Below are 22,458 nucleotides of genomic sequence, written 5' to 3'. Positions count from 1 at the left end.
TCAAATGCATACGCCCTGAGGCGGTTCAAGCGTTGTCCGCAGCTTGCGCAGGCTTGGCCGGCAAGGTGAAACCGGACACCGAACGCCGCAGCTGGCTGGCCATTTTCGCCAGGTTGCCAATGCTCTCGGCAGTGGCGGTGGAGCCGGACGAGGTCTGCGTGGTGATCTGCTGGATCACGTTCATCGTCAGGGAAATCTGGCCGGCCGAAGACGTCTGTTGCTGCGCGGCGTTGGAAATACTCTGGATCAATGCCGCGAGGGTCTTCGATACGCCTTCGATTTCTTCCAGGGCCACTCCGGCATCCTGCGCCAGACGCGCGCCGCGCACCACTTCGGTGGTGGTCTGCTCCATGGAAATCACCGCTTCGTTGGTGTCGGTCTGAATTGCCCGCACCAGCGTTTCGATCTGCCGGGTCGCCGCGGACGAGCGCTCGGCCAGCCGCTGTACTTCGTCGGCCACCACCGCAAAACCGCGCCCGGCGTCACCGGCCATGGACGCCTGAATGGCCGCGTTGAGGGCGAGGATGTTGGTCTGATCGGCAATGTCATCGATCAGGCTGACAATGTCGCCGATTTCCTGAGAAGACTCACCGAGGCGCTTGATGCGCTTGGCGGTGTCCTGGATCTGCTCGCGAATATTGTCCATGCCGTGGATGGTGTTGTGCACCACTTCGTTGCCCTTGTTGGCAATTTCCACCGAGCGCTCGGCCACCGCTGAGGATTCGGCGGCATTGGCCGAGACCTGATCGATGGACTCGGCCATGTCGTTGATCGCCATGGAGGCTTCGGAAATCTGCTGCGCCTGATGCTCCGAGGCCTGGGCCAGGTGCATCGCGGTGGCCTGGGTTTCCTGCACGGCGGCGGCGACCTGGCCGGCGGTGAGGTTGATGGTCGCCACCAGATCGCGCAGTTGGTCGACGGAATAGTTGATCGAGTCGGCGATGGTCCCGGTGAAGTCTTCGGTCACCGAGGCGGTCACGGTCAGGTCACCGTCGGCCAGGTCTTCAATTTCGTCCAGCAGGCGCATGATCGCGCTCTGATTGCGCTCGTTCTTCTCAGCGGTTTCACGCAACTGACGGTTGGTTTCGCGCACCATCACCAGGCCAATGAGAATGATCGACATCAACGCGAGCAAACCCAGCACGTAGCCGCCGATGGTATCGGTGTTGCGCCCGCCGGCGAGGTTTTCGAAACGGCTGGCCAAGTGCGAAGCTTCATCGAGCAGGGTTTGCGACAGGGTAAAAATGTTGCTGGCCGATTCGCGGACCTTGAACAGCTCCGGCGAGGTTTCGAGGATTTCGTCCACCGAGCCCGACACGAATTCAAACAGCTCGGAAATCTCGGTCAACCGGGCACGGGCATCGCGGTCTTCGACCTGGCTGATTTTCAGGGCCGCATTGCCTTGAAGCATGCCGTTGAGTACCTGGCCGAAACGCGCCGCGTCGCGACCGAAGGCGTCGGCGGCCTGCTGCGAGTTTTCGTCGCCGGACAGCACGGTGTTCACTGCACCGAGAATCCGCTCGGCCAGCAGCGACTGACGCTGGGCCATCGCCACCTGAGCGGCCGGGGCGCCACGTTGCAGGAGGGTTTCGACGACCTTTTCATACTCGACCTGCAACTGCGGCACGGTTTCGGCCAGGGTCGCGGCGACTTGATGCAACGACAATACGGTCTGTTCGCTGGAGAGAATGGCGTCGGTGTTTTTCAGCAGCCGCTCCCAATCCAGCTGTACCGCGCGCATTTCCGGGCGCACGGTGGACGGTGCCGGCGGCAGGCCGGTGGAGGGATCGCCTTTCTTCAGATAGCCCCAACGCAGGGCGAAGTCGTTGCGCGCATCGCTGAGCAACTTGAACGCCGCGGCCTTGCCAGCGGCGGCTTCGGTGGCGTTCTTGGCGATGCGTTGCGACAGCACCCGCAGCTCACCGGCGTGGCCGATGTACTGCTTGTCGTAATTCGCCTGGGTGTTGAGGTACGCGAAGTTGGCGAACAGCAGCATGATGAAGATGATCAGCGCGATGAACAGCACGATGATCTGCGACCGGCTGCGCGACCCTTCCGGCGTACCTGCGTTTGCTTTAATCATCGGTCCTCGCCTGTCCTGCCCAATTCAACCTACTCCCCGGCTACAGCGCTACATTCATGAAACCTTGCGACTGCGCCAACGCAAACGGGCTGAACACCTGCCAATTCTGTTCACGCTGAAAGCGGCCTTTGACGAACGGCGCGATCGGCCCCTGCAGCTCGTCCATGGGCACCGGCTCCAGGCTGTCCTGGGCAAAGTGCTGCAAGCCGAAGACCTCATCGACCAGCAACCCGGCGAACACGTCGTTGTGCTCCACCACCAGTATCCGCCGCTGCTTGCGCAGGGCCGACAGTTCATGGCCGGCCTCATAACCATAAAAGAAGCCGTACACATCCATGATCGGCAGCAGCCGCCCACGCAGGTTCGCTACGCCCTTGACCCAGGGCTTGACCCCCGGCATTTGGGTAACGCGCGGTTCGTGCAGGACTTCGCTGACTTCGCCCATGGGCGCGACGTACCCGTGCTCGCCCAAGCGAAAACCGATGCCGCTCCAGCTGTCCTGTCGAGTCGGCTGGGACGGCAGGTCCGCCGCCAGCAGACGACAACGTTGATCAATCTGCAGCAGCAGTTCGAAGGCCGTCAGCGACTCGGTCATGGCCGGACGATCAACCGGCCAGCACGTTGTTCAGCGTCTTGATCAGGGTGTCTTCATCGACCGGTTTGGTCAGGTAGTCCTTGGCGCCCTGGCGCGTGCCCCAGACTTTGTCGGTTTCCTGATCCTTAGTGGTGATGATGATCACCGGGATGTGCCCGGTTTCCGGGTCTTTGGTCAGCTGACGGGTCGCCTGGAAACCATTGAGGCCGGGCATGACGATGTCCATCAGTACCGCGTCGGGTTTTTCCTGACGGGCCAGGGCCACGCCGTCGGCGCCGTTTTCGGCTTTCAACACTTCATGACCGTGCTTTTCGAGCATGCCGGTCAGTTTGTACATTTCGGTCGGCGAATCATCGACGATCAGAATACGTGCCATGGTCTTCCCCATTCTTGTCGACGCAAGGCCCACTGGCCGAGCGTCACTGTGCGTGTCCTACTGCGGCGAAACGACAGCAAAGCCCGGTACGTGGGCCTGAATCGCGTTCAGCAGTTCTTCCTTGCTGAAAGGCTTGGTCAAAAACTGGTCGGAGCCGACGATCCGCCCCTTGGCCTTGTCGAACAACCCGTCCCTGGACGACAGCATAATCACTGGCGTGGACTTGAACGCACTGTTGTTCTTGATCAACGCGCAGGTCTGATAGCCATCCAGACGCGGCATCATGATGTCGACAAAGATGATGCCTGGGTGATTGTCGGCAATCTTGGCCAGGGCATCGAAACCATCGATTGCGGTGATGACTTCACAGCCCACGTTTTTCAACAGCGTTTCGGCGGTGCGACGAATCGTTTTCGAATCATCGATCACCATGACCTTCAAGGCGCTGGAATGCTGTTCCATAGGGGCTCTACCGTCGCCTTTGTGAATCAATTTGTCCGTTTGCGGCCCGAAACCCTTGATACTCAAGGGCCAAGACGGCATGGCAGCCTTTTTAGCACAGTCTCCCCGTCCAATCTATCGGGTGACCTGTGCGGTGGTTTTTCCTTGACCGGGAACCCACTCAGCGCCACTCTGACGCCACTTTTTCATCGCACTTTCCACCCCAATTTCGAGGAAAACCCCATGAGCGTTCGCGTCGGGATTGTCATGGATCCTATCGCCAGCATCTCCTATAAAAAGGATAGCTCGCTGGCCATGCTGTTGGCCGCGCAAAAGCGTGGCTGGGAACTGTTCTATATGGAACAGCGCGATTTGTATCAGGCCGAGGGCCAGGCGCGCGCGCGGATGCGTCCGCTGAAAGTCTTCGCCGACCCGCACAAGTGGTTCGAGCTGGGCGCCGAATCCGACGCACTGCTGAGCGACCTGGACGTGATTCTGATGCGCAAGGATCCGCCGTTCGACATGGAGTTCGTCTACTCCACTTACCTGCTGGAGCAAGCCGAGAACGCTGGCGTGCTGGTGGTCAACAAGCCGCAAAGCCTGCGTGACTGCAACGAGAAGCTGTTCGCCACGCTGTTCCCGCAGTGCACGCCGCCGACCATCGTCAGCCGTCGCCCGGACGTGTTGCGTGAATTCGCCGACCATCACGGTGACGTGATCCTCAAGCCGCTGGACGGCATGGGCGGTTCGTCGATCTTCCGTCATACCGCCGGCCACCCGAACCTGTCGGTGATTCTTGAAACCCTGACCCTGCATGGCAAACAGCAGATCATGATCCAGGGCTACCTGCCGGCGATCGTTGATGGCGACAAGCGCATCCTGATGATCGACGGCGAGCCTGTGGATTATTGCCTGGCGCGGATTCCAGCAGCAGGCGAAACCCGTGGCAACCTCGCCGCCGGTGGCCGTGGCGAAGCCCGACCGCTGACCGAGAAAGATCGCTGGATCGCCGCGCAAGTCGGCCCGACCCTGCGCGAGAAGGGCTTGCTGTTCGTCGGTCTCGACGTGATCGGTGAGCACCTGACCGAAATCAACGTCACCAGCCCGACCTGCATTCGCGAGATCGATAACGCGTTCGGCACCGACATCGGCGGCCAGTTGATGGATGCCATCGATCAGAAGCTCAAGGCTCGTTGATCGAGAACAGCCAAGAGACAACCAACATTGCGTTATCATCGCCGGCCTGTAAAAAACGCGATGTTGGTTTTCTTGTCATGACACTCCCGTCCGATCTGCCCCCTGAACTCGCCCATCGTGGCGTGCGCCCGGCCGATCGCCTCGGTTTTACCCTGTTTCTCGCGGCGCTGATTCACCTGGCCTTGCTGTTGGGCGTCGGGTTCACCATGGTCGAACCCAAGCAAATCAGCAAAACCCTGGAAATCACCCTCGCCACCTTCAAAAGCGAAACCAAGCCGAAAAAAGCCGATTTCCTCGCTCAAGAGAATCAGCAAGGCAGCGGCACCCTGGATAAAAAGGCCATTCCAAAGACCACCGAGGTCGCGCCCTTCCAGGACAACAAGGTGCAGACGGTCACTCCGCCGCCAACCGCCAAACCCCAAGTGCAGGAAGCCGCGCCCAAGGCCGCCGTGACGACGGTCGCGCCGAAGCCGAAAAAAGCCGCGACCAAGCAGGAAGACGTCAAGACCGAGACCAAGCCCAAGGTCGAAGCACCGACCTTCGACAGCTCACAGTTGTCCAGCGACATCGCCAGCCTGGAAGCGGAACTGGCCAACGAGCAACAGCTGTACGCCAAGCGCCCGCGCATCCACCGCTTGAGCGCCGCGTCGACCATGCGCGACAAGGGTGCCTGGTACAAGGATGAATGGCGCAAGAAGGTCGAGCGCATCGGCAACCTCAACTACCCCGACGAGGCCCGACGCAAACAGATTTATGGCAATTTGCGCCTGATGGTCTCGATCAACCGCGACGGCTCGCTGTATGAAGTGTTGGTGCTGGAATCGTCCGGCCAACCGCTGCTGGATCAGGCGGCGCAGCGCATCGTGCGGCTGGCCGCGCCGTTCGCACCGTTTACCGGGGATCTGTCGGACATCGACCGCCTGGAAATCATCCGCACCTGGAGGTTTGCGCGCGGGGACCGGTTGTCCAGTAATTAGCCGGAAGATTTGCAGTGATCGAGCCAATGCCTTCGCGGGCAAGCCCGGATCAAAAAGACACCTGCACAGGCATTTCCTGTGCATCCTCAGCTTGTCAGTTCGCCCCTCCAACGCCACACTAGCGCTCATGAAGAACGTCAGCCCCAGCTACCTCAAGCATCACTTCCTGATCGCCATGCCCCACATGGCCGACCCGAACTTTGCGCACACCTTGACCTACATCGTCGAGCACACGGCCAATGGTGCCATGGGGCTGGTGGTCAACCGTCCGCAGGACCTGAACCTGGCCGATATCCTCGAGCAATTGCGCCCCGATATCGAACCGCCAGTGCTCTGCCAGCACGTGCCGATCTTTATCGGCGGCCCGGTGCAAACCGATCGCGGCTTTGTCCTGCACCCGTCGGGAAAAACCTATCAGGCTACCGTTGATCTGGATGGCGAGTTGTCGCTGTCGACCTCCCAGGACGTGCTGTTCGCCATCGCCGATGGCGTCGGCCCCGCGAAAAGTTTGATCACCCTCGGCTATGCCGGTTGGGAAGCCGGGCAACTGGAAGCCGAACTGGCCGACAACGCCTGGCTGACTTGCCCGTTCCATGCCGACATCCTGTTCAACACCAGCAGCGAGTTACGTCTCGAAGCGGCGGCCAAGCACCTGGGTATCAACCTCAGCCTGCTCACCAGCCAGGCGGGGCACGCCTGATGGCCCTGCGGCTGATTCTGGGTTTCGACTACGGCACCAAGCAGATCGGCGTTGCGGTCGGCCAGGTGATTACCGGCCAGGCCCGCGAGCTGTGCACCTTGAAGGCACAAAATGGCATTCCCGACTGGAATCAGGTCGAAGCCCTGATCAAAGAGTGGAAACCCGACGCCGTGGTGGTCGGCCTGCCGTTGAACATGGACGGCACGCCCAGCGACATGTGCCTGCGGGCCGAAAAATTCGCCCGGCGCCTGAACGGCCGCTACAACCTGCCCTTCTATACTCACGACGAACGCCTGACCACCTTCGAGGCCAAAGGCGAACGCCTGGTCCGTGGCGGCCAGAAAGGCAGTTACCGCGACAACCCGGTCGATGCCATCGCCGCCGCCCTGCTACTGCAAGGCTGGCTCGACGAAAACACCGCACTGTTCGAATCCTCAAGCACCTGATCCTGACGAGTCGCTGCGCGTCTCTTTTAGCTACAACCCGAGCCCCCACCCAGGCGCTATACCCCAAAAGCAGGGCTCGGGACCAAGAAGGAGCAAACCATGAGCCTGCCTAATCCCGCCGAACTGATCAGCCAGATGGCGATCCGTCTCAAGGCTTACCTGGAAAACCGTGGCATCAGCGAACCGCGTTATATCGGTATTCGGACCGGTGGCATCTGGGTCGCTCAGGCGTTGCTCAAGGAGTTGGGCAGCGACGCGCCGCTGGGCACCCTTGATGTGTCCTTCTACCGCGACGACTTCAGCCAGAGCGGCCTGCACCCGCAAGTACGCCCTTCGGCGCTGCCCTTCGAGATCGAAGGCCAGCATCTGGTGCTGATCGACGACGTACTGATGAGCGGTCGGACGATCCGTGCCGCGATGAACGAACTGTTCGACTACGGCCGCCCGGCCAGCGTAACGCTGGTGTGCCTGCTGGACCTGGACGCCGGCGAGCTGCCGATCCGCCCGAACGTGGTTGGCGCGACCTTGTCGCTGGCGGCCCACGAACGGGTGAAGCTGTCCGGCCCGGAGCTCAAGCTCGAACTGCAAGACCTCGCCCTTTAATTCGCCCTATTGAGAGTCCCCCTCGCGATGACGCCTCTAGAAACCAAGCGCCCGCTGCAGCTCAATGATCAGGGCCAGCTACGCCACTTCCTCTCGCTCGACGGTTTGCGCCGCGAGCTGCTGACGGAAATCCTCGACACCGCCGACTCGTTCCTCGAAGTCGGCGCCCGGGCGGTGAAAAAAGTCCCGTTGTTGCGCGGCAAGACCGTGTGCAATGTGTTCTTCGAGAACTCCACCCGCACCCGCACCACCTTCGAACTGGCAGCCCAGCGGCTGTCGGCCGACGTGATCACCCTGAACGTGTCCACGTCATCGGCGAGCAAGGGCGAAACCCTGCTCGACACCCTGCGCAACCTCGAAGCCATGGCCGCCGACATGTTCGTCGTGCGTCACGGTGATTCCGGCGCGGCGCACTTCATTGCCGAACATGTCTGCCCGCAAGTGGCGATCATCAACGGTGGCGACGGCCGTCACGCGCACCCGACCCAGGGCATGCTCGACATGCTCACCATTCGTCGGCACAAGGGTGGCTTCGAAAACCTCTCGGTGGCCATCGTCGGCGACATCCTGCACTCGCGGGTGGCGCGCTCGAACATGCTGGCCCTGAAAACCCTCGGCTGCCCGGACATCCGCGTGATCGCGCCGAAAACCCTGCTGCCGATCGGCATCGAGCAATACGGTGTGAAGGTCTACACCGACATGACCGAAGGCCTGAAAGACGTCGACGTAGTGATCATGCTGCGCTTGCAGCGTGAGCGCATGACCGGCGGCCTGCTGCCGAGCGAAGGCGAGTTCTACCGCCTGTTCGGCCTGACCACCGCGCGCCTGGCCGGTGCCAAACCCGATGCCATCGTGATGCACCCTGGGCCGATCAATCGTGGGGTGGAGATTGAGTCGGCGGTGGCCGACGGTCCGCACTCGGTGATTCTCAACCAAGTGACCTACGGCATCGCGATTCGTATGGCCGTGCTGTCCATGGCCATGAGCGGGCAAACAGCCCAGCGCCAATTCGAGCAGGAGAACGCCCAGTGAAGCTCAGCATTCTCGGCGCACGCGTTATCGATCCGGCCAGCGGCCTGGATCAAGTGACTGACATCCATGTTGAAGCCTGCAAGATCGTCGCCCTTGGCGCCGCTCCGGCCGGTTTTGTTGCCGTCGACACCATCGACGCCAAGGGCCTGGTGGCCGCCCCGGGCCTGGTTGACCTGAACGTTGCCCTGCGCGAGCCGGGCTACAGCCGCAAAGGCTCGATCGCCAGCGAAACCCGCGCAGCTGCCGCCGGCGGCGTGACCAGCCTGTGCTGCCCGCCGAAAACCAAACCGGTGCTGGACACCTCGGCCGTGGCCGAATTGATCCTCGACCGTGCTCGTGAGGCCGGCAACACCAAAGTCTTCCCGATCGGCGCCCTGAGCAAAGGCCTGGACGGCGAGCAGCTGGCCGAACTGGTCGCCTTGCGCGATGCCGGCTGCGTGGCTTTCGGCAATGGCCTGGAGAGCTTCCGCAACACCCGCACCCTGTGCCGGGCGCTGGAGTACGCGGCGACGTTCGACCTGACGGTGATTTTCAACTCGCAGGATCACGACTTGGCCGAAGGTGGCCTGGCCCATGAAGGCCCGACCGCAAGCTTCCTCGGTCTGCCGGGCATTCCGGAAACCGCCGAAACCGTGGCCCTGGCCCGGGATCTGCTGCTGGTCGAGCAAAGCGGCGTACGTGCGCACTTCAGCCAGCTCACCAGCGCGCGCGGCGTAGCGCTGATCGCTCAGGCCCAGGCTCGCGGGCTGAAGGTCACGGCGGATGTGGCGTTGTATCAACTGATCCTCACCGACGAAGCGCTGATCGACTTCAGCAGCCTCTATCACGTCCAGCCGCCGCTGCGCACCCGCGCCGACCGCGACGGCCTGCGGGCAGCGGTGAAGTCCGGTGTGGTATCCGCCATCTCCAGCCATCACCAGCCCCATGAGCGCGACGCCAAGCTGGCACCGTTCGGCGCGACCGAACCGGGCATCAGCAGCGTTGAACTGCTGCTGCCGCTGGCGATGACCTTGGTGGAAGACGGTTTGCTCGACCTGCCGACGCTGTTGGCACGCCTGAGTGCCGGCCCTGCCGAGGCGTTGCGCCTGCCGGCAGGGAAATTGGCAGTAGGTGGCGCGGCAGACATCGTGCTGTTTGACCCGACGGCCTCGACCGTGGCCGGTGAAACCTGGCTGTCCAAGGGCGAAAACTGCCCGTTCATTGGCCACAGCCTGCCGGGCGTGGTGCGTTATACCCTGGTGGATGGGCGGATCAGCCACCAGGCGTAAAACCCTGTGGCGAGGGAGCTTGCTCCCTCGCCGCTACTTACTGGAAGGCGCCTCTGTTCTGCGCGTTACGAATTGAAATCTGATCGTTCAGCGTCCAGAAGTCATACAACACCCCCAGAAAGAACAACCCGCCCGTGACCAGGTACAGCAACCCGCTGATCCACTTCCCCTGATACATCCGGTGTACGCCGAATACCCCAAGGAACGTCAGCAGAATCCACGCGACGTTGTATTCGATGGGGCCGGCGGTAAAGCGCAGGTCTGCTTCACGATCCATGGCCGGAATCAGGAACACGTCGATCAACCAGCCAATACCCAGTAGGCCCAAGGTCAAAAACCAGATCGTCCCGGTCACCGGCTTGCCGTAATAGAAGCGGTGAGCCCCGGTAAAACCGAAAATCCACAGCAGGTAACCGATCACTTTGCTGTGCGTGTCTTGTTGTGAAACGGGTTGTCGATAGGTGTTCATGGATGACCTCGATTCACGCGATAGAGAAATATTCTTGAATTCTTTGTGACTTTTTTACAGGCAGCCGACATACGGCAAATGCTACCTTCACTTCCGTCAAAGCCCTGTACCGCCTGACTTGTGTCAGACAATTGCGTCCTTTTTCCGCTTATTTGGTTCCGTTGACCCCAAGGTTGAATCGACCAACGGCCTCGGAAGGGACAAAAAAGCTGTTATAAAGTTGCGCGCTAACCCATACGAGCCTTGCCTAATGCGTCCATTTTTCAAGACATGGCTAACCATTTGCCTATTATTGCCCCTGGCCGCCCACGCCACCAATCGTGAGCAACGTCTTCCGAACGTTAATGGTTACACCCCAAAATCCCATGTTTCTGCTCCTTCGAGCAAAAACCAACAGACGGTAAAACGCTCCACCCAACTGAGCCGCGCCAACGGCAAGCTGGTTCCGCCGATGGCGACCAAGGAAAGCAGCAACGTGTTGAGCCGCGCGGTAAACGTGCTCGGCACACCTTATCGTTGGGGTGGCAGCAGCCCAAGTAAAGGGTTCGATTGCAGCGGCCTGGTGAAATACGCGTTCAACGACGCGACCTTCGACCTGCCACGCACCTCCAATGCCATGGCCAGCGGTCACGGTGAGAAAGTCGATCGCAACGAACTGAAGCCAGGCGACCTGATTTTCTTCAACATCAAGAGCCGCCGGGTCAACCATGTGGCCATCTACCTGGGCAACGACCGCTTCATCCACGCACCACGCCGTGGCAAGTCGGTAAGCATCGACACCCTGAAGAAGCCGTATTGGGATAACCACTACGTGGTTGCCAAGCGGGTTCTGCCAAAAGAACCGAATCAACTGCGCGTCGTACAGCGCTGATCCGATTGTGGTGAGGGGGCTTGCCCCCGTTGGGCCGCGGAGCGGCCCCAAAACCTGCCACCAAGCGTTACTAGAAAGACCGCATCGCCCGAGTTTGCGACTGCTTCGCAGCCGAACGGGGGCAAGCCCCCTCGCCACAGGTCGCGCTCCAACCCTCAAAAATTATCCGGCGACCGCGCCTTCTCCCGCGCATGCTCGCGACTGATCACACCCTTGGTCACCAGATCCTTCAGGCACATATCCAGCGTCTGCATCCCCAGCGACCCACCGGTCTGAATCGACGAGTACATCTGCGCCACCTTGTCTTCACGGATCAGGTTACGGATCGCCGAGGTGCCGAGCATGATTTCGTGGGCGGCAATCCGCCCGCCGCCGATTTTCTTGATCAGTGCCTGGGACACCACCGCCAGCAACGACTCGGAGAGCATCGAGCGCACCATCGATTTCTCGTCACCCGGAAACACGTCCACCACCCGGTCGATGGTTTTCGCCGCCGAGGTGGTGTGTAGCGTGCCGAATACCAGGTGGCCGGTCTCGGCGGCGGTCAACGCCAGCCGAATAGTCTCCAGGTCACGCATTTCCCCCACCAGAATCACGTCCGGGTCTTCACGCAGGGCCGAGCGCAGGGCCGTGGCGAAGCTGCGGGTATCGCGATGGACTTCACGCTGATTGATCAGGCATTTGCGCGATTCGTGGACGAACTCGATGGGGTCTTCGATGGTGAGGATGTGGTGATGGCGATGGTTGTTCAGGTAATCGATCATCGCCGCCAGCGTGGTGGACTTGCCGGAGCCGGTCGGGCCGGTCACCAGCACCAGGCCCCGGGGCGCTTCGGTAATCTTGCGAAACACGTCCCCCATGCCCAGATCGTCCATGCTCAGGACCTTCGACGGAATGGTCCGGAACACCGCGCCCGCGCCACGATTCTGGTTGAAGGCATTGACCCGGAAACGCGCCACGCCGGGCACTTCGAAGGAAAAGTCGGTTTCAAGATGCTTCTCGAAGTCCACCCGCTGGAGGTCGTTCATGATGTCGTAGATCAGGTCATGCACTTCCTTGTGGTCCAGGGCCGGCAAGTTGATGCGTCGCACATCGCCATCGACACGGATCATCGGTGGCAGACCGGCGGACAGGTGCAGGTCGGACGCGCCTTGTTTGGCGCTGAAAGCCAGCAGCTCAGTGATATCCATAGCGCTCCTCAATTCCAGTAGAATGCCGCGAACCTTCAGACCGCTGGCGCCTCTTGATGTCCACGATAGCAGACAACACTCTTCAGGTTAGTTCACGCATCCAGGCAGCAGCCAAAGCCGCCCACCGCGATGAGAACAGCATCCAGCTATTGGCCGTGAGCAAAACCAAGCCCGCCGAGGCCCTGCGTGAAGCCTATGCCGCCGGGATCCGCGACTTTGGCGAAAACTACCTGCAGGAAGCCTTGGGCAAACAGCTCGAATTGGCCGACCTGCCCTTGATCTGGCACTTCATCGGCCCCATTCAATCGAACAAGACTCGTGCTATCGCCGAGCATTTCGACTGGGTGCACTCCGTGGATCGTTTGAAAATCGCACAACGCCTGTCCGAACAGCGCCCTGCCGATTTGCCGCCCTTGAACATCTGCATCCAGGTCAACGTCAGTGGTGAAGCCAGCAAATCCGGCTGCACCCCGGCCGACCTGCCCGCCCTGGCCGATGCCATCAGTGCGCTGCCGCGTTTGAAATTGCGCGGGCTGATGGCGATTCCCGAGCCGACTGAAGATCGCGCCGCCCAGGACGCCGCTTTTGCTGCCGTGCAGAGCCTGCAAGCCAGCCTGAACCTGCCACTCGACACACTTTCCATGGGCATGAGCCACGACCTCGAGTCGGCCATCGCCCAGGGCGCCACTTGGGTCCGTATCGGTACGGCCCTGTTTGGCGCCCGCGATTACAGTCGACCATGAACATGGCTGACTCACCTCTCTATAAGGACCTGACATGAGCAAGACTCGTATTGCCTTTATCGGAGCCGGCAACATGGCCGCCAGCCTGATCGGCGGCCTGCGCGCCAAAGGTCTGGACGCCGCGCAGATCCGCGCCAGCGATCCGGGCGAAGAAACCCGTACCCGCGTGAAAGCCGAACACGGCATCGAAGTGTTTGCCGACAACGCCCAAGCCATTGAGGGCGTGGACGTGGTCGTGCTGGCGGTCAAGCCACAGGCGATGAAAGCCGTTTGCGAAGCCATTCGCCCAAGCCTCAAGCCGAACCAGCTGGTGGTGTCGATTGCGGCCGGCATCACCTGCGCCAGCATGAACAACTGGCTGGGTGCCCAGCCGATCGTGCGCTGCATGCCCAACACCCCGGCGCTGGTGCGCCAGGGTGTGAGCGGTTTGTACGCCACCGCCCAAGTGAGCGCCGAGCAACGCCAGCAGGCCCAAGAGCTGCTGTCGGCAGTCGGCATCGCTTTGTGGCTGGACGAAGAACAGCAACTGGACGCGGTCACCGCCGTTTCCGGCTCTGGCCCTGCGTATTTCTTCCTGCTGATCGAAGCCATGACCGCCGCTGGCGTGAAGCTCGGCCTGCCACCCGAAATCGCTGCACAACTGACCGTGCAAACCGCGCTGGGCGCTGCACACATGGCAGTCGCCAGTGATGTCGACGCCGCTGAACTGCGTCGCCGCGTGACCTCGCCTGCGGGCACCACCGAAGCGGCGATCAAAGCGTTCCAGGCCGGCGGCTTCGAAGCCCTGGTGGAAAAAGCACTCGGCGCCGCCGCGCACCGCTCGGCCGAGATGGCCGAACAACTGGGCAAATAAGGAGCCTTACATGATTGGATTGAACACTGCGGCGATTTACGTGCTGCAAACCCTCGGCAGTTTGTACCTGCTGATCGTGCTGCTGCGTTTCGTGCTGCAACTGGTGCGCGCAAACTTCTACAACCCGCTGTGCCAGTTCGCCGTGAAAGCCACCCAGCCACTGCTCAAGCCACTGCGCCGGATCATCCCGAGCCTGTTCGGCCTGGACATGTCCTCGCTGGTGTTGGCAATCCTCGTGCAACTGGCGTTGATGGCCCTGACCCTGCTGCTGACCTTCGGCACCACCGGTAACCCGCTGCAATTGCTGATCTGGTCGCTGATCGGCGTAACGGCGCTGTTCCTGAATATCTTCTTCTATGCCCTGATCATCAGCGTGATCCTGTCCTGGGTCGCGCCGGGCAGCCACAACCCCGGCGCCGAGCTGGTGAACCAGATCTGCGAGCCGGCCCTGGCGCCGTTCCGCAAGATTCTGCCAAACCTCGGCGGCCTGGATATCTCGCCGATCCTGGCGTTCATGGTGCTCAAGCTGATCGACATGCTGGTGATCAACAACCTCGCAGCCTTGACCATGATGCCGCAGATCCTGCGCCTGCTGATCTGATCCGGTGAGCTACTTTCGCTGGGACGGTGATGACCTGATTCTGGAATGTCACCTGCAACCTGCGGCCCGCAGCGATGATTTCTGCGGACTGCACGGTGATCGCCTGAAGATCCGTCTGACGGCGCCGCCGGTCGAGGGCAAGGCCAATGCGTACCTGATGGCGTTTCTGGCCAAGGCGTTCGGGGTTTCCAAGAGCCAGGTCAGCCTGATCAGCGGCGAGTTGAACCGGCAGAAGCGAGTGCGGATCTGTTCGCCGAAGAAGCTGCCGGATTTGCCGGATCTGGTGCGCCCGGCCTGACCTCAATGTGGCGAGGGAAAATCAGGCCCGGCCTTTGCTTGCCGCTAGCCACAGCGGTCTTTAGACTTACGCCTCATTTCAATGAGAGCAGGGTCGATGCCAGCTGCCTTCCCCCCCGATTCTGTTGGTCTGGTGACGCCGCAAGTGGCGCACTTCAGTGAACCCCTGGCCCTGGCCTGCGGTCGTTCGCTGCCCGCTTATGACCTGATCTATGAAACCTATGGCACGCTGAACGCCACGGCGAGCAATGCCGTGCTGATCTGCCATGCCTTGTCCGGTCACCATCACGCCGCCGGCTTCCACAGCCCCGACGACCGCAAACCCGGTTGGTGGGACAGCTGCATCGGCCCCGGCAAACCGATCGACACCCGCAAATTCTTCGTGGTCAGCCTGAACAACCTCGGCGGTTGCAACGGCTCCACCGGCCCCAGCAGCGTCAATCCGGAAACCGGCAAGCCGTTTGGCGCCGACTTCCCTGTACTGACCGTGGAAGACTGGGTGCACAGCCAGGCACGCCTTGCCGACCTGCTCGGCATCGGCCAATGGGCGGCGGTGATCGGCGGCAGTCTGGGCGGCATGCAGGCCTTGCAGTGGACCATCACCTATCCGGATCGCGTGCGGCACTGCCTGGCGATCGCCTCGGCACCGAAACTGTCGGCGCAGAACATCGCGTTCAACGAAGTCGCACGCCAGGCGATTCTTACCGACCCGGAGTTCCACGGCGGTTCGTTCCAGGAATACGGGGTAATCCCCAAGCGCGGGCTGATGCTGGCGCGAATGGTCGGGCACATCACATACCTGTCCGATGACTCCATGGGCGAAAAATTCGGCCGCGGTCTGAAGAGCGAAAAGCTCAACTACGACTTCCACAGTGTCGAGTTCCAGGTCGAAAGCTACCTGCGCTATCAAGGCGAGGAGTTTTCCGGACGTTTCGACGCCAACACCTACCTGCTGATGACCAAGGCGCTGGACTACTTCGATCCTGCGGCGAACTTCGACGATGACCTGGCGAAAACCTTCGAAGGCGCGAAAGCCAAGTTCTGCGTGATGTCCTTCACCACCGACTGGCGTTTCTCCCCTGCCCGCTCGCGGGAGCTGGTGGACGCGCTGATGGCGGCCAGGAAAGACGTCTGCTATCTGGAGATCGACGCTCCGCAAGGCCACGATGCCTTCCTGATTCCGATCCCGCGTTACTTGCAGGCCTTCAGCAATTACATGAACCGCATATCGCTTTGAGGAAGACATGAGAGCCGATCTGGAAATCATCCAGGAATGGATCCCCGCCGGCAGCCGCGTGCTCGACCTCGGCTGCGGTGACGGCGAGCTGCTGACCTGGCTGCGTGACCACAAGCAGGTCACCGGCTATGGCCTGGAAAACGACCCGGACAACATTGCCGAGTGCGTCGCCAAAGGCATCAACGTCATCGAGCAGGACCTGGACAAGGGCCTGGGCAACTTTGCCAGCAACAGTTTCGACATCGTGGTCATGACCCAGGCCCTGCAAGCCGTGCATTACCCGGACAAGATCCTCGACGAAATGCTGCGGGTCGGTCGCCAGTGCATCATCACCTTCCCCAACTTTGGCCACTGGCGCTGCCGCTGGTACCTGGCGAGCAAGGGCCGGATGCCGGTTTCGGAGTTTCTGCCGTACACCTGGTACAACACGCCAAACATTCACTTCTGCACCTTCGAAGACTTTGAAGCGCTGTGTCGCGAACGTGAAGCCAAGGTCATTGATCGACTTGCCGTGGATCAACAGCATCGACACGGGTGGGCCAGTAAGCTATGGCCTAATCTGTTAGGTGAGATCGGTATCTATCGCGTCAGCAGTCCCGGTCTGCCGGACCACAAGGTCGCGGTCTGAATCACGACACTTCGAGGAGAACGATCATGGGTCGTCTAGCGCTGTTTGTACTTACTGCCTGCCTGAGCGTCACCGCCATGGCCGCCGACGTCATCAAAAGCGAACGCCAGGAAACATTTGGCGATGTGACAGTGCACTACAACACCTTCAACTCGACTTATCTGACACCGGACATCGCCAAGGCTGCCGAGCTGATCCGCAGCAAGAACCAGGGCGTGATCAACGTGTCGGTGATCAAGGACGGCAAACCGCAAACCGCACAAGTCAGCGGGACGGTCAAAGACCTGACCAGCCAAAGCGTCCCATTGCAGTTCAAACAGATCACCGAAACCGGCGCGGTCTACTACATCGCCCAGTATCCGGTGCCACAGCAGGAAATCCGCACCTTTGAAATCAAGGTGCAGACCGGTGACAAAATCAACACCATCAATTTCAACCAAGAGCTCTTCCCCGGCGAATGATCAATTTCACGCAACTCGTACTGGCCAGCCATAACGCCGGCAAACTCAAGGAACTCCAGGCCATGCTGGGCGAATCGGTGCACTTGCGCTCGATCGGCGAGTTCAGCAGCGTTGAGCCTGAAGAAACCGGCCTGTCGTTCGTCGAAAACGCCATTCTCAAGGCCCGCAATGCCTCGCGTATTTCCGGCCTGCCGGCCTTGGCCGACGATTCGGGGCTGGCGGTGGATTTCCTCGGCGGTGCGCCGGGTATCTATTCGGCCCGTTATGCCGACGGCAAGGGCGATGCGGCGAATAACGCCAAACTGCTCGACGTCATGAAAGACGTGCCACAAGCGGAGCGCGGCGCGCAATTCGTCTGCGTGTTGGCGCTGGTGCGTCATGCCGACGATCCGTTGCCAATCCTCTGCGAAGGCCTGTGGCATGGGCGCATCCTGACCCAGGCCAGCGGTGAGCACGGTTTTGGCTACGATCCGCTGTTCTGGGTGCCAGAACGCGAGTGCTCCAGCGCCGAGCTTAAGCCCAGCGACAAGAACCAGATCAGTCACCGCGCCCGTGCAATGGATCTGCTGCGCCAGCGTCTGGGCTTGAAATGACCATTGAATCGTCCGCGTCGCCGCTGATCTTCGGCGGCGCGCATTCGCCTCGGGCCGCTTTGCCTGTGCTGCCGCCCTTGGCGCTGTACATCCACATCCCGTGGTGTGTACGCAAATGCCCTTATTGCGACTTCAACTCCCACACCGCCAGCCCAGTGCTGCCGGAACAAGAGTATGTGGACGCCCTGCTCTCCGACCTCGATCAGGACCTGCATGCGGTCTATGGCCGCGAACTGAGTTCGATCTTCTTTGGTGGCGGTACGCCGAGCCTGTTCAGCGCCGAGGCGTTGGGCCGTTTGCTCAAGGGTGTCGAGCAACGTATTCCGTTTGCCAGCGACATAGAAATCACCCTGGAAGCCAATCCAGGAACGTTCGAGCAGGAGAAATTCCGCGCCTACCGGGCGCTGGGCATCAATCGCCTGTCGATCGGTATCCAGAGCTTTCAGGAAGAAAAACTCAAGGCGCTGGGGCGGATCCACAACGGCGATGAAGCCGTGCGTGCCGCCGACATGGCGCGCCAGGCTGGCTTCGACAACTTCAATCTGGACCTGATGCACGGTTTGCCCGATCAGACGCTGGACGATGCCCTGAGCGACCTGCGCCAGGCCATCGCCCTGAAGCCGACGCACCTGTCCTGGTATCAGCTGACCCTGGAGCCGAACACGGTGTTCTGGAACCAGCCGCCGACGCTGCCGGAAGATGACGCCCTGTGGGACATTCAAGAGGCCGGCCAGGCGCTGTTGGCCGAGCACGGTTACGCGCAGTACGAAGTCTCGGCCTATGCCCAGCCCGGCCGTCCGGCGCGGCATAACCTCAATTACTGGAGTTTCGGCGACTTCATCGGCATCGGCGCCGGTGCCCACGGCAAGCTCAGCCATCCGGACGGGCGCATCGTACGCACCTGGAAGACTCGCCTGCCGAAGGATTACCTCAATCCGGCCAAAAGCTTCAAGGCTGGCGAGAAAGCGCTGACCAACGAAGAACTGCCGTTCGAGTTCCTGATGAACGCCTTGCGCCTGACCGAGGGCGTCGAAGCGCGGTTGTATACGGAGCGCACCGGGCTGCCCCTGGAAAGCCTTGCCGAAGGCCGCCGAGAGGCCGAACAAAGTGGCTTGTTGCAGGTCGAACCGTCACGTCTGGCAGCCACGATGCGCGGACAACTCTTTCTCAATGACTTGCTGCAGACTTTTCTGACATAAGGAAATCGAATGGATCTGGTACTCGACCTGCTCGCCACCGTGTCCCGCTGGAGCCGTAGCAACCTGTCGGAAATCTCTCTGGCACTGGTGGGCTGCCTGCTCGTGCTGTTTGGCGCCGACCTCAAGGGCTGGGTCGACCAACGCCTGGGCAGCATCGCCGGCGCCTTGCGCATCCCGCTGATGGCCCTGCTGTGCATGGTCGGCAGCGGCGTAGCACTGATCTATGCCACGCCATGGATCATCAAAGGCTTGAGCCAGTTCAACAACTACAGCCTGGCGCCGGTGTTGTTGGTGGTGCTGGTGTTGATCGGGGTTGTGGCAGACCGCCGCTAAGCCGGGCACAACACAAATCCCGTAGGAGCGAGGCTTGCCCGCGAAGAACGATGACACGGTGTATCAGTTACACCGCGGCGTCCCCTTCGCGGGCAAGCCTCGCTCCTACGGATTTCAGGTCGGTCAGTTCTGCTTTTCGAACTTCAGATCCCACACGCCATGCCCAAGACGTTCGCCGCGGCGTTCGAACTTGGTGATCGGGCGTTCGGCCGGGCGCGGGACGCACTTGCCGTCTTCGGCGAGGTTGCGATAGCCCGGAGCGACGTTCATCACTTCCAGCATGTACTCGGCGTACGGCTCCCAGTCGGTGGCCATGTGCAACACACCGCCGACCTTCAACTTGCTGCGCACCAGCTCAGCGAACGATGCCTGAACGATACGACGCTTGTGGTGACGGCTCTTGTGCCACGGATCCGGGAAAAACAGCATCAGGCGGTCGAGGCTGTTGTCGGCGATGCAACGGTTGAGCACTTCGATCGCATCGCAATCGTAGACACGCAGGTTGGTCAGGCCCTGAGTCAGCACGCCATTGAGCAGCGCGCCAACACCCGGACGGTGAACTTCAACGCCAATGAAATCCTGCTCCGGCGAGGCCGCGGCCATTTCCAACAGCGAATGGCCCATGCCGAAACCGATTTCCAGCGAGCGCGGCGCCGAACGGCCGAACACCTGGTCGAAATCCACCGGCGCATCGGCCAGAGGCAGCACGAACAGCGGAGCGCCCTGCTCCAGGCCGCGTTGCTGGCCTTCGGTCATGCGCCCGGCGCGCATCACGAAACTCTTGATGCGGCGGTGTTGGCGCTCTTCGCCTTCTTCCTGCTGGATAGGCGTGTCGTTTGATTCAGTCATCAATGGCTCTTACTTGATCAGACCATCCAGCGGCGAGGAGGCGCTGGCATATAGTTTTTTCGGCATGCGGCCCGCGAGGTAGGCCAGACGACCTGCCACGATGGCGTGTTTCATGGCTTCAGCCATCATGATCGGCTGCTGGGCATGGGCGATGGCCGAGTTCATCAGCACCGCTTCACAGCCCAGCTCCATGGCGATGGTGGCGTCGGAGGCAGTACCGACACCGGCATCCACCAGCACCGGAATTTTCGCCTCTTCGAGGATGATCTGCAGGTTGTACGGGTTGCAGATCCCCAGGCCCGAGCCGATCAGACCAGCCAGCGGCATGACCGCGATACAGCCGATTTCCGCCAGTTGACGGGCAATGATCGGATCATCGCTGGTGTACACCATCACGTCGAAACCTTCCTTGACCAGCACTTCGGCGGCCTTGAGGGTTTCGATCACGTTGGGGAACAGGGTTTTCTGATCCGCCAGCACTTCCAGCTTCACCAGGTTGTGGCCGTCGAGCAGCTCACGGGCCAGGCGGCAGGTGCGCACGGCTTCAATGGCGTCGTAGCAACCGGCAGTGTTCGGCAGGAAGGTGTAGCGATCCGGCGACAGGACTTCGAGCAGGTTCGGTTCGCCCGGGTTCTGGCCGAGGTTGGTCCGGCGCACGGCGAAGGTGACGATCTCGGCACCCGAAGCCTCGATGGCCAGGCGGGTTTCTTCCATGTCACGGTACTTGCCGGTGCCTACCAGCAAACGCGACTGGTAAGTACGACCGGCCAGGACGAAGGGCTTGTCGCTACGAACGATGCTCATGGGAAATCCTCTGTTGGGGTGAGGTTCTTGCACAATGATTCTGTGGCCGCTCGGGCCGGGCGGCTAGCCGCCGCCGATGGCGTGTACCACTTCGACCGAGTCGCCGTCGTTCAGCGTGGTTTCAGCGTGCTGGCTGCGCGGGACGATATCCAGATTGAGCTCGACCGCCACCCGGCGCCCGGTCAGTTCCAGACGGGTCAGCAGGGCCGCAACGGTTTCACCGTCGGGCAGTTCAAGGGATTCGCCGTTCAACTGAATGCGCATGCCGAATGCCGCCATCATTTTTAGGGGCTGGCATTCTAGCCCGATCAGACTTGGCGACCCAAGCCATTCGTCACGAAATGGACTGCGTGGTCAGCTCAGCCGCCAGGCGGCTAGCCCCAGGCAAACCCAGCCGACCAGAAACGCGAGGCCGCCGAACGGTGTAACGATCCCGAGCTTGCTGACGCCGGTCATCGTCAGCAGGTACAGGCTGCCGGAAAACAACACAATGCCGAGAGCAAAAGACGCGCCGGCCCAGGTAATCAGACGACCGGGAATCTGCGTGGCCAGCAATGCAACACCCAGCAACGCCAGGGTATGCACCAGTTGATAAGTGACGCCCGTGTGGAAAATCGCCAAATACTCAGGCGTCAGGCGGTTTTTCAGGCCGTGGGCGGCGAATGCGCCCAAGGCAACGCCGGTGAATCCGAAGAAAGCGGCAAGCATCAGAAAGCCACGCAGCATGAAGAACTCCAGTCAGACTCGATCAGCAGGGTCTGTATAATGGCCGGCTCAACGGGTTCGGCCAAGCCATCTCTATGCTGCAGTTAATTTTCCGTCGTTTCACAAAGGCCCTGCTCTGGTTCGCGGTCGGCAGTGTTTTGCTGGTTCTGCTGTTTCGGGTGGTGCCGCCACCGGGAACGGCATTGATGGTCGAGCGCAAGATCGAATCCTGGGTCGACGGCGAGCCCATCGATCTGCAACGCACCTGGAAACCCTGGGATGAAATCTCCGACGACCTGAAAGTCGCGGTGATTGCCGGTGAAGACCAGAAGTTTGCCGAGCATTGGGGCTTTGATTTCAGCGCGATTCAGGCGGCGTTTGCACATAACGAGCGCGGCGGCTCGATTCGCGGCGCAAGCACCCTGAGCCAGCAAGTGTCGAAAAACCTGTTTCTGTGGTCTGGCCGCAGCTGGCTGCGTAAAGGCCTGGAAGCCTGGTTTACCGGGCTGATCGAAGTGTTCTGGCCCAAGCAGCGGATTCTTGAGGTATACCTTAATAGCGTCGAGTGGGATGAAGGTGTGTTCGGCGCCGAAGCAGCGGCCCGGCATCACTTTGGCGTGGGCGCTGGTTCGCTGTCCCGGCAGCAGGCAAGTTTGTTGGCCGCGGTACTGCCGAACCCGCGGGTGTGGAGTGCCAGCCATCCGACTTCTTACGTTGCAAGGCGGGCGGGGTGGATTCGCCAGCAGATGAATCAGTTGGGCGGGGACAGCTATCTGGTCGGCCTCAACGATTCCCGCCGGGCGCCATGGGCTCAATGACACCGAAGATCCCACAAAGTCGACGCTAAACCGGAAATTGGGCAGAAACAAAAACGCCCCGATCAATGATCGGGGCGTTTTTTATTGCC

The 22,458-nt window shown here is 61.0% G+C and carries 29 protein-coding genes; 19 read left to right on the top strand and 10 right to left on the bottom strand.

Annotation, left to right across the window (positions count from 1 at the left end; genetic code table 11):
- Positions 1-25: 25 nt before the first annotated feature.
- The 4 genes from AC07V0_RS12335 to pilG are packed head-to-tail and all read right to left on the bottom strand — an operon-like array spanning position 26 to position 3,516.
- Complete coding sequence (locus AC07V0_RS12335) at positions 26-2,083, bottom strand: methyl-accepting chemotaxis protein (RefSeq protein ID WP_018928717.1); 2,058 nt, start codon at positions 2,081-2,083, stop codon at positions 26-28.
- Between the two features lie 40 nt (positions 2,084-2,123).
- On the bottom strand, positions 2,124-2,678 hold the full coding sequence (locus tag AC07V0_RS12330; protein WP_018928716.1) for a chemotaxis protein CheW: 555 nt from the start codon (positions 2,676-2,678) through the stop codon (positions 2,124-2,126).
- A gap of 10 nt (positions 2,679-2,688) precedes the next feature.
- On the bottom strand, positions 2,689-3,054 hold the full coding sequence (gene pilH, locus AC07V0_RS12325; protein WP_007897961.1) for a twitching motility response regulator PilH: 366 nt from the start codon (positions 3,052-3,054) through the stop codon (positions 2,689-2,691).
- A gap of 57 nt (positions 3,055-3,111) precedes the next feature.
- Positions 3,112-3,516, bottom strand: a complete 405-nt coding sequence (gene pilG / locus AC07V0_RS12320) for a twitching motility response regulator PilG (RefSeq protein WP_007897954.1) — start codon at positions 3,514-3,516, stop codon at positions 3,112-3,114.
- A gap of 222 nt (positions 3,517-3,738) precedes the next feature.
- On the opposite strand from pilG, the gene gshB reads away from it, so the two are divergent.
- The 7 genes from gshB (at position 3,739) to AC07V0_RS12285 (ending at position 9,718) form a co-directional block, all read left to right on the top strand.
- Entirely contained in the window at positions 3,739-4,692 is a 954-nt protein-coding gene (gene gshB, locus AC07V0_RS12315; protein WP_018928715.1) for a glutathione synthase, read from the top strand.
- Between the two features lie 77 nt (positions 4,693-4,769).
- On the top strand, positions 4,770-5,669 hold the full coding sequence (locus tag AC07V0_RS12310; protein WP_026286615.1) for an energy transducer TonB: 900 nt from the start codon (positions 4,770-4,772) through the stop codon (positions 5,667-5,669).
- Between the two features lie 127 nt (positions 5,670-5,796).
- Positions 5,797-6,369, top strand: coding sequence for a YqgE/AlgH family protein (locus AC07V0_RS12305; RefSeq protein ID WP_018928713.1), 573 nt, complete (start codon positions 5,797-5,799; stop codon positions 6,367-6,369).
- Positions 6,369-6,815, top strand: coding sequence for a Holliday junction resolvase RuvX (ruvX, locus tag AC07V0_RS12300; RefSeq protein WP_018928712.1), 447 nt, complete (start codon positions 6,369-6,371; stop codon positions 6,813-6,815). Before AC07V0_RS12305 ends, ruvX begins: the two co-directional genes overlap by 1 nt.
- A 99-nt stretch (positions 6,816-6,914) precedes the next feature.
- On the top strand, positions 6,915-7,418 hold the full coding sequence (gene pyrR / locus AC07V0_RS12295; protein ID WP_086944407.1) for a bifunctional pyr operon transcriptional regulator/uracil phosphoribosyltransferase PyrR: 504 nt from the start codon (positions 6,915-6,917) through the stop codon (positions 7,416-7,418).
- Between the two features lie 27 nt (positions 7,419-7,445).
- On the top strand, positions 7,446-8,450 hold the full coding sequence (locus AC07V0_RS12290; RefSeq protein WP_007939362.1) for an aspartate carbamoyltransferase catalytic subunit: 1,005 nt from the start codon (positions 7,446-7,448) through the stop codon (positions 8,448-8,450).
- Entirely contained in the window at positions 8,447-9,718 is a 1,272-nt protein-coding gene (locus AC07V0_RS12285; RefSeq protein ID WP_018928710.1) for a dihydroorotase, read from the top strand. The genes AC07V0_RS12290 and AC07V0_RS12285 overlap by 4 nt, the downstream gene beginning before the upstream one ends.
- Before the next feature lie 37 nt (positions 9,719-9,755).
- On the opposite strand, the gene AC07V0_RS12280 is transcribed toward AC07V0_RS12285, so the two are convergent.
- Positions 9,756-10,187, bottom strand: a complete 432-nt coding sequence (locus tag AC07V0_RS12280; RefSeq protein WP_018928709.1) for an NINE protein — start codon at positions 10,185-10,187, stop codon at positions 9,756-9,758.
- 250 nt (positions 10,188-10,437) lie between these two features.
- On the opposite strand from AC07V0_RS12280, the gene AC07V0_RS12275 reads away from it, so the two are divergent.
- Positions 10,438-11,058, top strand: a complete 621-nt coding sequence (locus tag AC07V0_RS12275; RefSeq protein WP_018928708.1) for a C40 family peptidase — start codon at positions 10,438-10,440, stop codon at positions 11,056-11,058.
- Between the two features lie 155 nt (positions 11,059-11,213).
- On the opposite strand, the gene AC07V0_RS12270 is transcribed toward AC07V0_RS12275, so the two are convergent.
- Entirely contained in the window at positions 11,214-12,248 is a 1,035-nt protein-coding gene (locus AC07V0_RS12270; RefSeq protein WP_064620948.1) for a type IV pilus twitching motility protein PilT, read from the bottom strand.
- Positions 12,249-12,304: 56 nt separating this feature from the next.
- Between AC07V0_RS12270 and AC07V0_RS12265 the strand changes: the two genes are divergently transcribed.
- The 10 genes from AC07V0_RS12265 to AC07V0_RS12220 all read left to right on the top strand — a co-directional run bounded on the left by AC07V0_RS12265 (position 12,305) and on the right by AC07V0_RS12220 (position 19,193).
- A complete protein-coding gene (locus AC07V0_RS12265; RefSeq protein ID WP_018928706.1) occupies positions 12,305-12,991 on the top strand; it encodes a YggS family pyridoxal phosphate-dependent enzyme in 687 nt (228 codons plus the stop codon).
- 34 nt (positions 12,992-13,025) lie between these two features.
- Positions 13,026-13,844, top strand: a complete 819-nt coding sequence (proC, locus tag AC07V0_RS12260; protein ID WP_086944406.1) for a pyrroline-5-carboxylate reductase — start codon at positions 13,026-13,028, stop codon at positions 13,842-13,844.
- Positions 13,845-13,854: 10 nt separating this feature from the next.
- Positions 13,855-14,445 (top strand): YggT family protein, encoded by a 591-nt coding sequence (locus AC07V0_RS12255; protein ID WP_019580613.1) that lies wholly within the window; start codon positions 13,855-13,857, stop codon positions 14,443-14,445.
- Positions 14,446-14,449: 4 nt separating this feature from the next.
- The gene (locus tag AC07V0_RS12250; protein ID WP_018928703.1) at positions 14,450-14,743 is read left to right on the top strand and encodes a DUF167 domain-containing protein; all 294 of its coding nucleotides are present in this window, start codon (positions 14,450-14,452) and stop codon (positions 14,741-14,743) included.
- A 96-nt stretch (positions 14,744-14,839) separates the two neighbouring features.
- Positions 14,840-15,979 carry a homoserine O-succinyltransferase MetX gene (gene metX, locus AC07V0_RS12245; protein WP_018928702.1) on the top strand — a complete coding sequence of 380 codons (1,140 nt, stop codon included), beginning with the start codon at positions 14,840-14,842 and terminating at the stop codon, positions 15,977-15,979.
- Positions 15,980-15,986: 7 nt separating this feature from the next.
- Entirely contained in the window at positions 15,987-16,607 is a 621-nt protein-coding gene (metW, locus tag AC07V0_RS12240; RefSeq protein ID WP_007939351.1) for a methionine biosynthesis protein MetW, read from the top strand.
- 26 nt (positions 16,608-16,633) lie between these two features.
- Positions 16,634-17,068: a DUF4426 domain-containing protein gene (locus tag AC07V0_RS12235; RefSeq protein ID WP_018928701.1), complete on the top strand. Its 435-nt coding sequence runs from the start codon at positions 16,634-16,636 to the stop codon at positions 17,066-17,068.
- Entirely contained in the window at positions 17,065-17,661 is a 597-nt protein-coding gene (gene rdgB, locus AC07V0_RS12230) for an RdgB/HAM1 family non-canonical purine NTP pyrophosphatase (protein ID WP_007939349.1), read from the top strand. Before AC07V0_RS12235 ends, rdgB begins: the two co-directional genes overlap by 4 nt.
- Positions 17,658-18,860: a radical SAM family heme chaperone HemW gene (hemW, locus tag AC07V0_RS12225; RefSeq protein ID WP_064620952.1), complete on the top strand. Its 1,203-nt coding sequence runs from the start codon at positions 17,658-17,660 to the stop codon at positions 18,858-18,860. The genes rdgB and hemW overlap by 4 nt, the downstream gene beginning before the upstream one ends.
- A 9-nt stretch (positions 18,861-18,869) precedes the next feature.
- Positions 18,870-19,193 carry a DUF3392 domain-containing protein gene (locus tag AC07V0_RS12220; protein ID WP_018928699.1) on the top strand — a complete coding sequence of 108 codons (324 nt, stop codon included), beginning with the start codon at positions 18,870-18,872 and terminating at the stop codon, positions 19,191-19,193.
- Positions 19,194-19,316: 123 nt separating this feature from the next.
- On the opposite strand, the gene trmB is transcribed toward AC07V0_RS12220, so the two are convergent.
- The 4 genes from trmB to AC07V0_RS12200 all read right to left on the bottom strand — a co-directional run bounded on the left by trmB (position 19,317) and on the right by AC07V0_RS12200 (position 21,572).
- The gene (gene trmB / locus AC07V0_RS12215; protein ID WP_086944405.1) at positions 19,317-20,042 is read right to left on the bottom strand and encodes a tRNA (guanosine(46)-N7)-methyltransferase TrmB; all 726 of its coding nucleotides are present in this window, start codon (positions 20,040-20,042) and stop codon (positions 19,317-19,319) included.
- A 9-nt stretch (positions 20,043-20,051) separates the two neighbouring features.
- Complete coding sequence (locus AC07V0_RS12210) at positions 20,052-20,846, bottom strand: thiazole synthase (RefSeq protein WP_007939343.1); 795 nt, start codon at positions 20,844-20,846, stop codon at positions 20,052-20,054.
- 63 nt (positions 20,847-20,909) lie between these two features.
- On the bottom strand, positions 20,910-21,110 hold the full coding sequence (gene thiS, locus AC07V0_RS12205; RefSeq protein ID WP_007897898.1) for a sulfur carrier protein ThiS: 201 nt from the start codon (positions 21,108-21,110) through the stop codon (positions 20,910-20,912).
- A gap of 90 nt (positions 21,111-21,200) precedes the next feature.
- Positions 21,201-21,572 (bottom strand): DUF423 domain-containing protein, encoded by a 372-nt coding sequence (locus tag AC07V0_RS12200; RefSeq protein ID WP_019580607.1) that lies wholly within the window; start codon positions 21,570-21,572, stop codon positions 21,201-21,203.
- 74 nt (positions 21,573-21,646) lie between these two features.
- Here AC07V0_RS12200 and mtgA point away from each other — a divergent pair, with 74 nt between their 5' ends.
- On the top strand, positions 21,647-22,369 hold the full coding sequence (gene mtgA, locus AC07V0_RS12195; RefSeq protein WP_086944404.1) for a monofunctional biosynthetic peptidoglycan transglycosylase: 723 nt from the start codon (positions 21,647-21,649) through the stop codon (positions 22,367-22,369).
- Positions 22,370-22,458: the final 89 nt, after the last annotated feature.

The organism is Pseudomonas sp. GW821-FHT01E10, from assembly GCF_059422365.1.
Note: the sequence above shows the minus strand (reverse complement) of the source record. Positions and strands in the feature narration are given on the sequence as shown.